Origin of the sequence: Frigoribacterium sp. VKM Ac-1396 (assembly GCF_015350895.1) — a bacterium.
Taxonomy (GTDB): Bacteria; Actinomycetota; Actinomycetes; order Actinomycetales; family Microbacteriaceae; genus Frigoribacterium.
This window is the reverse complement of record NZ_JADKSD010000004.1, coordinates 197,874-210,461: the sequence shown is the minus strand read 5'-3', so window position 1 is coordinate 210,461 and position 12,588 is coordinate 197,874. Positions and strand designations below refer to the sequence as shown.

At 71.9% G+C, this 12,588-nt stretch carries 9 protein-coding genes; 2 read left to right on the top strand and 7 right to left on the bottom strand.

Annotated elements, in window-relative coordinates; all coding sequences use genetic code 11:
• Positions 1 to 141 precede the first annotated feature (141 nt).
• On the bottom strand, positions 142 to 1,854 hold the full coding sequence (locus ITJ55_RS15605; protein WP_194596223.1) for an AarF/UbiB family protein: 1,713 nt from the start codon (positions 1,852 to 1,854) through the stop codon (positions 142 to 144).
• A 5-nt stretch (positions 1,855 to 1,859) separates the two neighbouring features.
• Positions 1,860 to 2,402 (bottom strand): PadR family transcriptional regulator, encoded by a 543-nt coding sequence (locus ITJ55_RS15600; RefSeq protein ID WP_228498739.1) that lies wholly within the window; start codon positions 2,400 to 2,402, stop codon positions 1,860 to 1,862.
• A gap of 392 nt (positions 2,403 to 2,794) precedes the next feature.
• On the opposite strand from ITJ55_RS15600, the gene ITJ55_RS15595 reads away from it, so the two are divergent.
• Positions 2,795 to 5,074, top strand: coding sequence for an Ig-like domain repeat protein (locus ITJ55_RS15595; RefSeq protein WP_194596222.1), 2,280 nt, complete (start codon positions 2,795 to 2,797; stop codon positions 5,072 to 5,074).
• Between the two features lie 138 nt (positions 5,075 to 5,212).
• Here the strand turns inward: ITJ55_RS15595 and ITJ55_RS15590 are convergent, their stop codons facing one another.
• The 4 genes from ITJ55_RS15590 to ITJ55_RS15575 all read right to left on the bottom strand — a co-directional run bounded on the left by ITJ55_RS15590 (position 5,213) and on the right by ITJ55_RS15575 (position 10,368).
• Positions 5,213 to 7,138: a glycoside hydrolase family 127 protein gene (locus ITJ55_RS15590; RefSeq protein WP_370544203.1), complete on the bottom strand. Its 1,926-nt coding sequence runs from the start codon at positions 7,136 to 7,138 to the stop codon at positions 5,213 to 5,215.
• A gap of 39 nt (positions 7,139 to 7,177) precedes the next feature.
• Complete coding sequence (locus ITJ55_RS15585; protein WP_194596220.1) at positions 7,178 to 8,056, bottom strand: carbohydrate ABC transporter permease; 879 nt, start codon at positions 8,054 to 8,056, stop codon at positions 7,178 to 7,180.
• Positions 8,053 to 9,039, bottom strand: a complete 987-nt coding sequence (locus ITJ55_RS15580) for a carbohydrate ABC transporter permease (RefSeq protein ID WP_194596219.1) — start codon at positions 9,037 to 9,039, stop codon at positions 8,053 to 8,055. The genes ITJ55_RS15585 and ITJ55_RS15580 overlap by 4 nt, the downstream gene beginning before the upstream one ends.
• Before the next feature lie 69 nt (positions 9,040 to 9,108).
• A complete protein-coding gene (locus ITJ55_RS15575; protein ID WP_370544202.1) occupies positions 9,109 to 10,368 on the bottom strand; it encodes an extracellular solute-binding protein in 1,260 nt (419 codons plus the stop codon).
• A gap of 165 nt (positions 10,369 to 10,533) precedes the next feature.
• Between ITJ55_RS15575 and ITJ55_RS15570 the strand changes: the two genes are divergently transcribed.
• On the top strand, positions 10,534 to 11,559 hold the full coding sequence (locus tag ITJ55_RS15570) for a LacI family DNA-binding transcriptional regulator (RefSeq protein ID WP_194596218.1): 1,026 nt from the start codon (positions 10,534 to 10,536) through the stop codon (positions 11,557 to 11,559).
• Positions 11,560 to 11,694: 135 nt separating this feature from the next.
• Here the strand turns inward: ITJ55_RS15570 and ITJ55_RS15565 are convergent, their stop codons facing one another.
• Positions 11,695 to 12,480 (bottom strand): SDR family oxidoreductase, encoded by a 786-nt coding sequence (locus ITJ55_RS15565; RefSeq protein WP_194596217.1) that lies wholly within the window; start codon positions 12,478 to 12,480, stop codon positions 11,695 to 11,697.
• Positions 12,481 to 12,588 lie beyond the last annotated feature (108 nt).

Genomic DNA, 12,588 nt, shown 5'->3' with positions numbered 1-12,588 from the left:
GCGGGTCGGGAGGGGGCGCGCGACGTGTCGGCACGGTGCCGATGAGCCGAAAGTACCCACGAATCGTCCCCCGGGTAAGGGTCCCGGTGTCCCCAGTGAGGGGGAACCCCCTGTACCCCTTTCGGGCCGGTGGTCGCGCCGTCAGCGACCGCGGCCGGCCAGCAGGGCGTGCAGCAACGGCACCGCCGAGACGACCATCAGCACCGTGCCCAGCACGTCGTCGCCGCTGCGGAGAACGGCCCCGGCGACCAGCAGCGCCCCGAAGAGCACGGCCGAGACGACCCGCCGCGCCACCCGCTCGATGCGTCCGAGCTGGCGCTCGATGCGCGGGCTGCCCACCTCGAGCGACCCGTCCTGCAGGCGGTCGACCAGACCGTCGAGGCGGCCGGGCAGTCGCGCGGCGACGGAGGCGGCGTCGAGCGCCCGCCGTGCGACGTCCTGCACCGCATTGCCCCGCTCGTCGCGGATCAGCTGCGCCGCGTACGGCTCGACCGAGTCCCAGAGGTTGAAGCTCGGGTCGAGCGCGCTCGCGACGCCCGACGTGAGCGTCATGGCCCGCAGGACGAGCAGGAAGTCCTCGGGCAGCTGGAACGGCAACGACCGGATCAGGTCGCCGAACTGGCCGGCGAACTCGCGGTACTCACGGGGGTCGACCTCACGCAGCTCGGCGAAGCCCATGCCGCCGAACCGGGCGAAGGTCGCGCTGACGGCTCGCTCGAGCCCCACGGTGTCGGCACTCGGCAGCAGCACGCCGAGGTCGCGCATGGCGGTGACCATGCCCGAGCCGTCGCGCGACGCCGCCGCGATGAGCAGCTTGCGGAGCCCGGTGCGGGTGCCCGTCGGCACCTCGCCCATCATGCCGAAGTCGATGAAGGTGAGCTTCCACGGCCGTGCGCCGTCGACCGCGTCGGGCACCGGGGTCACGAAGATGTTGCCGGGGTGCGGGTCGGCGTGGAAGAACCCGTGCGTGAAGAGCTGGTCGAACATCACCTCGGCGAAGACCGGCGCGACGTCGGCCGGGTCGATGCCCGCCGCGGCCAACGCCTCGACGTCGGTGATCTTGATCGCCGAGACGTCGTCCAGCACGAGCACCCGGCGCGTGGTGCGCTCCCAGACGACCTCGGGCACGCTCACCCGGTCGTCGCCGGCGAAGTCGGCCGCGAACCGGGCCGAGTTGGCCGCCTCGTTGAGGTAGTCGATCTCTTCCAGGCTGGTGCGGGCGAACTCCTCGACGAGCGCGGGGGCATCGACCCGGTCCGAGACGAGCCGGACGTGGCTGAGCCAGCCGCCGACGCGGCGCAGGGCCGCGAGGTCGACGTCGACGATCGCGTCGATGCCGGGCCGCTGCACCTTGAGCACGACGGCCTCCAGCCCGGTGTCGGCCGAGTCGGCGGGGCCGAGCGTCGCCCGGTGCGCCTGACCGAGCGAGGCGGCGGCGATGGGCGACGGGGCCACCGTGGTGAACACCCGGTCGAGGGGTCGCCCGAGCTCGGCCTCGGCGAGCGCGCGGATGCCCTCGAACGGCACCGGGGTGACCTCGTCCTGCAGGCCCTCGAGTTCTTTCGTGATCTCGGGCGGCAGCACGTCGAGGCGCGACGACAGGTACTGGCCGACCTTGATCATCAGGCCGCCGAGGTCGAGGGCGAGCGCGTGGAACCCGCGGGCGAACCGGCGCATGCGCCGCGCCCTCGTCCGTTCTGCCAGCCGCCTCAGGCCGAAGCGCGGCAGGACGAGTTCGAACCACCACGTGACGGCCAGGTGGCGCGAGGCGAAGCGGAGGATGCGGCGGTATCGGGCGCGACCCGCGGCGTCCTGGAAGGCGGGACGGGACGGATCGTGTCCGGCGGACGACACCCGCGTCAGTCTCGGGCGAGGATCGAGTAGATGCGACGCCGGGCGTCGTCGAGCACCGCCACGGCCTCGTCCACCTGCTCGGGCGAACCGGAGCGACCGACCTGCGCCGTGGCGCGGGCGAGGTCGACCCCGGCCTTGGGCAGTGCCGTGTAGCGGTCGCCCGACGACGGCCCGGCGGCCCGGAACGGTGCCGAGTCGTCGGCGCCGGCGACGGCGCGACCGGCCTCGGTCAGCGAGTAGACCTTGCGGCCGTCGGTCTCTTCGGCAGCGACGAGCCCCTCGTCGCTGAGCAGCTGCAGGGTCGGGTACACCGAGCCGGCGCTGGGCTTCCAGTCGCCGCCGCTGCGGTCCTCGATCTCGCGGATGATCTGGTAGCCGTGCATCGGTCGCTCGGCCAGCAGCGCGAGGATGGCGGCGCGCACCTCGCCCCGGGGCGCCCGGGTGCCCTCGCGGCGGTCGAAGGTCGAGCGCAGCTGCTCCATGGCCTGCCACATGCCGTCGAGGCCGGTGCCCATGCCGAAGGTTCCGGCAGATGACGTGTTGTTCATGGTGTTCTCCTTCTCGAGGGTGGAACGGGGTCGAACGACACCCGGACGATATACCCGGGCGCCGCGGCGGTCAGGGCTGACACCCAGACAGGGGAGGCGCGGCGGCCGAGATTCCGAACAATCCTGTTCTGGGGGTGGGCGCGGCCTCGGACGGGGGGTTCGCGGCACCGCCCGACGGTGGTTGTGTTCGATGCACGGGCATGAACCCCCGTGGACGGCTCGCTGCCGTCATCCCTCCGGCGTTCCCCGACGTCCGCCGGAGCACTCCCTGCCGCCTCGGCGTTCCCCGACGTCCGTCGAGGCGGCAGGACCTCCGGCGTTCCCCGACGTCCGCCGGAGGCGCACCGCCCTCGGTGACGACCCGCGCGCCGAGACAGCCCCGGAGCCCTGCCATGCCCTCGTCCCCGATCCGCCGCCTCGCGGCGACCACCGCCGCGGCGGCCCTGCTGCTCACCGCCCTCGCGACCGCCCCGGCCCAGGCCGCGTCCTCGCCGACCGACGACGCGCCTCCGGTGGCGACGGCCGACGCCTCCTCGGCCGAGCCGGGCGTCACGGCCGACCTCTCGGACGACATGGTCGAGGTGCCCGCGTCGCCGCTGATGAAGGCGCAGACCGACGACGAGGTCTCGCGCGCCACGACCGTGACGACGCACCCGGTCTACGTGAGCGTCGCCACCGTGACCGCCACGACCTCGGACGACTCCGCCACGCCCCCCGACGAGGCCTCGATCCGCACCGCGGTGAGCCAGTTGCACGACTACTGGTGGGAGGAGTCCGGCCACACCGTCGACGTGACGCTCGGCGGCATCGAGACGCGCCCCCTCGACCAGGCCTCGTGCAACCCCTCGACGGTGCTCAACACCGTGCACACCGCGGCCTTCGACGGCCGGTTCGCCCGCTACGCCTGGGCCGGCACGAACGAGCACCTGCTCGTGCTGACCCGCGAGACCTGCGGCACGACCGCGTTCGGCACGGTCGGCGGCGACGGGGGCGAGATCTTCAGCTCGTACGGCACGGGCACCGCGCTCGGCGTCCCCGTGCTGCTGCACGAGTTCGGCCACAACCTGGGCTTCGGCCACGCCGGGGCCGGCATGTGCCGCAGCACGACCTCGTTCGACGGCGCCGCCGGCGACTACCGCTACGCCACGTCGACCGACACCCCGGCCGCCTGCCCCGTGCTCGAGTACGGCGACTTCCTCGACATCATGGGCTACTCGGTCTCGTCGGCCCGGCCCCACCTGTCGTCGGTGCAGCGGGTGCGGGCGGGCTACCTGAACGACGTCACGACCGTCAGCGGGGCCGGCACCACGCGCCAGGTCGTCGTCGGTTCGCTCGACGGCGCCGCGACCGGCCGGGCCGTGAAGGTGGTCGACCCCATCAGCGGTCAGGACTACTACCTCGAGTACCGCACCGCCACCGGCCAGGACGCCACGAGCGCCGAGTTCGCCGGCCGGTCGTCGTCGTGCGCGCTCGTCGCCCCGGGCTACACCCGCTGCGCGCTCACCAGCGACAGGACGACCGGCAGCGTGCGGGTGCTGCGGCCCCTCACCCTCTCGGGCACCGTCACCTCGACCGTCGCCCTGGCCGTCGGCCTCGACGCGAAGGGCGACCCCAGCCGTCGCGACACGCACCTCGACGCGGGCGAGTCGTTCACGAGCGCGAACGACGGCTTCACCGTGTCGGTGCGGTCGATGACGCCCTCCGGAGGCGCGGTGCTCGACGTCACGCTCGCCGGCGCCGCCAAGCAGAAGCCGGTCGCCGCCCCCGCCCCGGTCACCCCGGTCGCCACGACGAGCACCCTGACCGTCGACCGCACGCGGCAGACCTACGGTTCGGCGACGCGCATCACCGCCACCACGAGGGTCGTCACGGCCGACGGGTCCACCCCGGTCGGCACCGTCACGCTCCGCGACGGCACGAGCGCGGTCGGCTCCGTGCGGGTCGGGACCGACGGGCGTGCCGCGGTGACCCTGCCGGGGACGACCAAGGCGGGCGCCCACTCGCTCCGCGCCTCCTTCGTCCCCGACGCGGCCGCCCAGGCCGGCTCGGACTCGACGACGGTGGCGGTCACGGTCGACAAGGCCGCCTCGACGGCCAGGCTGACCCTCAGCCGCAGCACGCAGACCTACGGCTCGTCGCCCGTGACGGCGACGGTCACCGTCGCCGGCGTGGCCGGGGTCGCGCCGACCGGCACGGTCGCCGTGTCGATGGACGGCCGACGCGTGGCCCAGGTCGCTGTCTCGGGCGGCAAGGCGAGCTACGCGGTGCCCGCGACGACCGCCGTGGGCACGCACCGCCTCGTGGCGACCTTCACGCCGGGCGACGCGTCGATCACCGCGTCGACGAGCGGCACGGCGACCCTGACCGTGGCGAAGGCACCGTCGACCAGCGCCCTCGCGACCGGATCGGCCTCGGTCAAGAAGAACACCGCCCCGACCGTGACGGTCATGGTGGCGGCCAAGGGCGTGCGCAACCCCACCGGCACGGTGACCGTCAAGGTCGGCACCCGCGTCGTGGGCACCGCGAAGCTGCCGGCGACGGGCGCGGGCAAGGTCACCGTGCCCGTGTCGAAGTTCACCCGGGCGGGCACGTACTCGTTGTCGGCCTCGTACGCGGGGACGAGCGCGGTGTCGACGAGCGTCTCGAAGGCGGTCAAGGTCACCGTCCGCTGAGGCGCCGCGCCTCCGGACGACGGTCAGGAGGCGCGGCGCACGGAGGAGCGGTGGGTCACGGTACCCGACCACGACCCACCGCCCGGCCCGACGGGAAGAGCCGTCGGGCGACCGGGCCTTCTCAGGAGCCCGGGGCTGTCACGCGGGGCGCGCCTCCTCGGCGACCGGCAGCCAGACGCGCATGGTCGACGGCCCGCGGTTCGCCCAGGTGGCGTAGGGCACGAGGTCGACGGGACCGAGCGGGCGACGGGAGTCGTGCGACCGGCCGTACGGCCAGTCGTCGCCGTCGTCGGTCAGGCGCGACACCTCGACGGTGGCTCCCTGCGCCGTGGTGACGGGCTCGACCGACATGTCGACGACCACGTCGTTGACGTCGCCCTCGGTCAGGTCGGTCGACTCGAGGGCCATCACGAGCGGCCCCCGCTGCACGGCGACCTGTCCGCGCACGGCGTCGATGCGGGCGTCCGGCGTCACCCAGCGGGCCTCGACGGGGAACCGGACCGTGACGACGTCACCGGCGCGGAACGAACGCCGGACCGTCGTCACGCGCCCCACCCGGGTCGACGGCTCCTCACCGGGGCCACCGACCGCGGCGGACCCCGCCCACGACGGGATGCGCAGGTCGAGCCCGACCTCGCGCCCGGCGTCCTCACGCCAGGTGACGGTGACGTCGCCGTCGTACGGGTAGCCGCTGCGGACCGAGACCGCGACGGGCGTGCCGTCGGCCAGGGCCGTGTCGACGTCGTAGTCGCCGTACTGGTGCAGCTGCAGTCCGTCCGCCGTGGTCGTGGCGAAGCTCAGCTCGACGCTCGCCAGCGTGCGGGCCACGTTCGTCGGGCAGCACGACACCTCGAACCACGGCGCCCGCAGGCTCGACAGGGCCCGGGCGTTCAGCTCGTCCTCGTCGGGGGCGACGCCGTCGGTGCGCTGGTGCAGCGTGTTCGTGTAGAAGAAGGCCCGGCCGTCCTCGCGCGGCGAGGCCATCACCGTGTTGAGCAGCGTCCGCTCGATCAGGTCGGCGTACCGGGGGTCGCCGTCCTGCAGCAGCAACCGCCACGACACCATGTTCGACGCGATGCCGGCGCACGTCTCGGAGTAGGCCCGGTCGGGCGGCAGCTCGAAGTCGGCGCCGAACGCCTCGTCCTGGTGGTGCGACCCCATGCCACCCGTGACGTACGTGCGCCGGGCGACGGTCGCCTCCCACTGACGGCGGACGGCGTCGGCGAGCTCGTCGTCACCGGTCTCGACGGCGACGTCGAGGGCACCGGCCGCGAGGTAGAGCGCTCGCACGGCGTGCCCGCGCAGCACCTCGGCCTCGCGCACCGGCACGTCGTCCTGGAAGTACTCCTGCCCGTACTCGATCGGCGCGAGCAGACCGTGGCCGCGGCGCTCGACGAACTGGCGGGCGAGCTCGACGTACCGGGGTTCGCCCAGGGCGCGGCCGAGCTCGACCAGGGCGACCTCGATCTCGGGGTGTCCGCAGACCGCCACCCGCCCCTCCGGCCCGAAGGCCTCCCACAGGTGGTCGGCGAGCCGGCGCGCGACGTCGACGAGCGGACCCTCGACGCCCGTCCGGGCCGCGGCCACGGCTGCCTGGATCAGGTGGCCGAAGCAGTAGAGCTCGTGACCCCACTCGAGGTCGGAGTACCGGGCACGTTGCCAGGGCCGCCCGAAGCTGGTGTGGAGGTAGCCGTCCTCCTCCTGTGCCGAGGCGACGCGGTACGCCAGCCGGTCGTAGCGCGCGGCCAGGTCGTCGTCGTGCGACCGGCCGAGCTCCCAGGCCATGCCCTCGAGCAGCTTGTAGACCTCGCTGTCGACGAACTCGATGCCCGCGTGCTCCCAACCGGTCTCGTGCGAGGCGGCCCGGTCGAAGTTGCCGGTCCAGCCGATGCGCTCCATCCAGTCCTCGCAGTGCCGCAGCACGACGTCGGCGTTCAGGCGCTGCTTCTGACCCCAGTAACCACCGGTGAGGCGGATCTCGGAGGCGTCGAGCGGCGTGAGGGCGGACCGGCTGGGCGAGACGGGCCCGGCGAAAGCCGTCGTCGAGGGGTGGGTGGTGGTCACGGGCGTGCTCCTCGGGGTTTGCGTGGTGGTCATGTCGGGTCAGTCCTTGACGGCACCGGCGGTGACGCCGGCGGCCACGTAGCGCTGGGCGACCACGAGCAGGACGGTGGCGGGGATCGACGCGACGACGGCGGTCGCCATGATCGAGTTCCACTCCTGGTTGTTGTTGCCGATGTAGCGGTAGATGCCGAGGGTGATGGTCTGCGCCGATCCGCCGCTGTTGAGCGTCGACGAGAAGACGAAGTCCGACCAGGCCCACAAGAACGCGAACAGCCCGACGGTGACGGCCGAGTTGCGGCTGACCGGAAGCACCACCGAGACGAAGGTGCGCCACGCGCTCGCACCGTCGAGCTTCGCGGCGCTCATCAGCTCGTCGGGGATGCCGCTCATGAAGGCCGTGAAGATCAGCACGCCGAACGGCACCGCGAGCGTCGAGTCGGCGATGACGAGCCCCCACCACTGGTTGAGGATGCCCAGGTTGAGGTAGATCGCGTAGAACCCCATCGCCATGATGACCTGGGGGATCATCTGCGCGACCAACAGGACGAAGCTGAGCGCGCCTCCGCCCTTGGGGCGCAGCTTGGCGAGCGAGTAGGCGGCCGGTGCCGACAGCGCGATCGTCACGACGACCGTGCCGAGGCCCACGAGCAGGCTGGTGCCGAGGTAGGGCAGCTGCTCCGAGACGACGGCGGCGTAACCGTCGAGCGTCGGGTTCGTCGGGAACCACGACGGCGGGCTCTGCCGCATCTGCGCGGTCGGCGTCAGCGAGACGTTGATCATCCAGTAGATCGGGAACAGCATGATCGCCGTGAAGACGACGCCGAGGACGGTCGTGGCCAGGCTGCGCCGGCCGGCACGACGTGAGGAGGCGCGGCGCACGTCCGATCGCGGTGCCGACGCTCGGGAGGTGACGGTCATGACTGGTTCTGCTTCCTCTGCACGCGCAGGTAGACGAATCCGCAGACGAGGGCCATCACGATCAGGAGGTTGCCGACGGCGGCGGCCGGGCCGAAGTCGGGCAGGGTGGACCCGAAGCCCAGCTGGTACGACCAGATCGCGAAGGTGGTCGAGGCGTCGCCCGGGCCGCCGCGGGTCATGATCCAGATGATGTCGAAGACCTTCAGCGTGTAGACCAGGCCGAGCAGGATGGTGATGGCCGACACCGGGCGCAGCAGGGGGAAGGTGATTCGCCAGAACTTCTGCCAGGCGCCGGCCCCGTCGAGCGACGCAGCCTCGTAGATGTCGCCCGAGATGTTCTGCAGGCCGCTGTACAGGATCACCAGGTTGAACGGGATGCCGATCCAGATGTTGGCCACGATCACGCTGGTCAGCGCCCATCGAGGCGAGGTCAGCCAGTTGACCTGGCTGCCGCCGAGGGTCTCGAGGACCGAGTTCACGACGCCGCTCTCGCTGTTGAGCATCCACGACCAGGTCGAGGCGCTGACGATCAGCGGCAGCAGCCACGGCACCAGGAACAGCGCACGCAGGGTGGCCGACAACGGGAAGCGCTGGAAGAAGAACACGGCCAGCGCCATGCCGATCGAGAACTGGAACGCGATGGACACCCCGGTGAAGAGCAGGGTGTTCGTCAGGGCCGGGCCGAAGGTGGGGCTCGTGACCACGTCGGTGAAGTTGTCGAGCCCGATGAACGGTGCCGTGCCGTCGATGAACGACCGCACCGTGTAGTCCCGAACCGACAGGTCGACGTTGCGGATCAAGGGGTAGGCGTAGAACACCGCCAGGTAGGTCACGACCGGGGCGATGAAGGCCCAGGCGGTCAGCTGGCTCGCGTCGGGGCGGCGGCGACGCCGCGGACGCCCGGACGTGCCGGGCGGGACGTGCGTCCCGCCCGGCCGTCCGTCCGGCACGGCTTCACGACGTTCGAGGATGTCGGTGCTCATGGTTGCCCTTTCCGGGTGTCGTCGTGTCGTCGTGTCGTCGTCGGAGGCCGGCCCGCGAGGGGTGGACGGTTACTTCGTGGCCGACTCGGCGGCCTGCTGGGCCTCGTCGAGCGCGTCCTCGGGTGAGGCCGAGCCGCTGAGGCTGTTCTGCACGGCCTTCCAGAGCTGCTCCGAGATCTTCGGGTACTTCGTGCCGAGGTCGTCGCTGGTGCGCCCCTTGGCGTCGCCGACGGCGGTCACCCAGGGCTCGAGGTCGGGGTCTGCCTGCACCTGCTGCTCTTGGGCGTCCTTCGTCGGGGCGACGTACGACAGCGTCGTGTCGGTCGCGACGAGGTTGTCGGTGCTGGTCAGGCACGACTGGATCTTCTCGCTGACGTCGTACCGGGCGTCGTCGCCCTGGACGGGGACCGTCAGGAACTCGCCGCCGGTGGGGGCCGGCGCCGCGCCTCCGTCCTTCGCCGGGATCGAGATGATGCCGTAGTCGATGCCGGACTCCTTGACGCCGACGAGTTGCCAGGTGCCGTTCTCGCCGAACGCGAAGTCGCCGGTCAAGAACTCCTGCCAGCTCGTGGTCTGGGTGTTGCCGATCACCGAGTTGGGCGCGTAACCCTGGTCGACCCAGTCGGTCCAGAGGCTGAGCGCCGACACGGCGTCGTCCGACGAGAGGTCGGTGAGCTCGGCACCCGAACCCCAGTACCAGGGCAGGAACTGGAAGCTGCCCTCCTCGGTGCCGATGCCCGAGAAGGTGATGCCCTTCTTCCCGGCGGCCGTGACCTTCTCGAGCGCCGCGGTCAGGCTGTCCCAGTCGGTGATCGACGCGGGGTCGACGCCTGCCGCGTCGAGGACGCTCTTGTTGTAGTACAGCGCCAGCGTGTTGGCGCCGATGGGAACCCCGTAGGTCTTGCCGTCGATCTGACCGGCCGCGAGGATGTTCGGCTCGATGTCGGCCGTGTCGGCGCCGGTCTCGTCGGTGTCGGTGAGCAGGCCCGCCTCGGCGAGCGTCGAGACGACGGGGTTGTCGACGAGCAGCAGGTCGGGCGAGTTGCCCTGCTGCCCCGCGAGCAGCGCCTTGCTCGTCAGGTCGGAGGTGTCGTAGCCGGTGCGCTCGACCGTGACGCCGGCCTCGGTGCCACAGGCCTGCACGAGCTTCGCCCAGTCGGACGAGTCGTCGAACTGGGGGTACGGATCCCAGAAGGTGTACGTGCCCGAGGCGGCGGACGTGCTGCCACCCGACCCCGAACCGCCGGCGCAGCCGGTGAGTGCGAGGGACGCGGCGGCGATGCCGACGACGGCGACGGCCGCCGTCTTGCTGCGGATGAACGAGATCACAGGGATTCCTCTCTGAATGCTGCGGGTTGCTCGCCCAGAGAGCGTCGTGCGGTGCGGGTGCACGACCGTCTCGCCGTCGAGATCTTAGAACCGAAACCGGTTTCGGGTTGAAAGCTACATTCGGCGCAGTTGCTTGTCAACACGTTCGTGAACTATTTTCGCTGCATGGGCACAGGCAACGGCGGGCGGGGCACGGCGGCACCCGTCACGCTCGCCGACGTGGCGCGCGCCGCCGGCGTCTCGGTCGCGACCGCCTCGAAGGCGCTCAACGGGCGGGCGCAGGTGCGCGAGAGCACGCGGGTGAAGGTCGAAGAGGCGGCCGCCGCCCTGTCGTTCACCCCGAACTTCTTCGCCCAGGCGTTGAACTCTCAACGCACCGGCACGATCGGCATGGTCACCAGCGACCTCGACAACCGCTTCGTGCTGCCGGTCCTGCTCGGCGCCGAGGACGCGTTCGGCTCGGGGTCGCTCTCGGTGCTGCTGGCCGACGCGCGAGACGACGCCCTGCGCGAGCAGTTGCACCTGCAGAACCTGCTCACCCGACGCGTCGACGGCCTGCTGATCGTGGGGCGGACCACCAACCCCCGGCCGCCCGCTCCCCTGGCGTCCGACGTTCCGGTGGTCTACGTCTACGCCCCGTCGACCGACCCCGCCGACGCGTCCTTCACGCCCGACAACGTCCAGGCCGGCCGCCTGGCGGCCGAGCACCTGATCGGCAAGGGGCGCCGTCGCATCGCCCTGGTGAACGGCGAATCGTCGTACGCCGCGGCGCGCGACCGGGCGGCGGGGGTGGTGGCGGCCACGCAGGCGGCCGGGCTCGAGCTCGTCGGGGGTGCGGCTCTCTACGGGCAGTGGGGTGAGGCCTGGGGGCGGGACTGCGCGCGCCTCCTCGTCCGAGGTGACGAGACGATCGACGCCGTCATCGCCGGCAGCGACCACATCGCGCGAGGGGTGCTCGACGCGCTTCGAGACGAGGGCCGCACGGTGCCGGGCGACGTCGCGGTGATCGGCTTCGACAACTGGGACGTCCTCGTGCGCGAGTCCCGCCCGACGCTCAGCAGCGTCGACATGAACCTCGAGCAGCTCGGCCGGGCCGCCGCCCAGCACCTGGTCGACGCCATCGGGGGGACGACCTCGGCGGGCGTCACCTACGGCGCGGTGCGGGTGCACGAGCGCGAGTCGACCGGCTGACGCGCCGCGCCTCCGCACGACGACGAACCCCGTTCGCGACGACGAACCCCGATCTCTCGGGGTTCATCGTCGCGAACGGGGTTCGAGGGCGCAGGAGGCGCGGGTCGGCACCCCGGGACGCGACCGCCGCGTGCGTCAGTACTTCGCGGACTGCCCGCCGTCGATCGGCACGACCGCCGCGTTGACGTACGTTGCGTCGTCCGACAGCAGGAACGCCACGACCGAGGCGATCTCGGCGGCCTCGCCGTAGCGCTTGGTCGGGTTGACCTGGATGAACTGCTCGGCGGCGCCCTTGGGGTCGTCGGCGTCGATCTGGCGCATCGAGGCCTCGACCATCGGGGTCCAGATGGCGCCGGGCGCGATCGCGTTGACGCGGATGCCGAACTGGCCGTACTCGACGGCCGAGTTGCGGGTCAGGCCGACGACGCCGTGCTTGGCGGCGGCGTAGCCGGACTGGTTGCCGACGCCGCGGATGCCGCCGACGCTCGCGGTGTTGACCACGGCGCCGCCGTCGCCCTGCTCGCGCATGACGCCGAGCACCTTCTCGAGGCCCAGGAACACCCCTCGCAGGTTGATCGAGACGACCTTGTCGAACTCGTCGGCACCGAAGCGCTCGGTGAGGTTCTGCTTGCCCTCGATGCCGGCGTTGTTGAAGAACCCGTCGATGCGACCGAAGCGCTCGACGGTGGCCGCGACGTAGCGGGCGACGTCGTCCTCGCTCGACACGTCGGCCGTGACGGTCAGCACCTCGGCGCCCGGGACGGCCTCGAGCACGGCGGCCTGCGAGTCGGCGAGACCCTTCTCCGAGACGTCGACGAGGGCGAGCTTCGCCCCCTCACCGGCGACGCGGACGGCGGCGGCCCGGCCGAGGCCCGACCCCCCGCCGGTGATGAGGACGACCTTGTCGGTGAAACGCTCCATGGTGCGGGCTCCGGTTCTCTCGTGTGCGGGGCCCGACACGGCGCCGGGCCAGTCGCCGTGCGACGGTGCACGGTCGTCAGTAACGCTACACGTGTCGCCTTACTGGCC

Bases quoted from the DNA above. Each gene is read 5' to 3' on its own strand.
- ITJ55_RS15600 (WP_228498739.1), bottom strand. From the start codon at position 2,402: ATGAACAACACGTCATCTGCCGGAACCTTCGGCATGGGCACCGGCCTC.
- ITJ55_RS15595 (WP_194596222.1), top strand. From the start codon at position 2,795: ATGCCCTCGTCCCCGATCCGCCGCCTCGCGGCGACCACCGCCGCGGCG.
- ITJ55_RS15585 (WP_194596220.1), bottom strand. From the start codon at position 8,056: ATGACCGTCACCTCCCGAGCGTCGGCACCGCGATCGGACGTGCGCCGC.
- ITJ55_RS15580 (WP_194596219.1), bottom strand. From the start codon at position 9,039: ATGAGCACCGACATCCTCGAACGTCGTGAAGCCGTGCCGGACGGACGG.
- ITJ55_RS15570 (WP_194596218.1), top strand. From the start codon at position 10,534: ATGGGCACAGGCAACGGCGGGCGGGGCACGGCGGCACCCGTCACGCTC.
- ITJ55_RS15565 (WP_194596217.1), bottom strand. From the start codon at position 12,480: ATGGAGCGTTTCACCGACAAGGTCGTCCTCATCACCGGCGGGGGGTCG.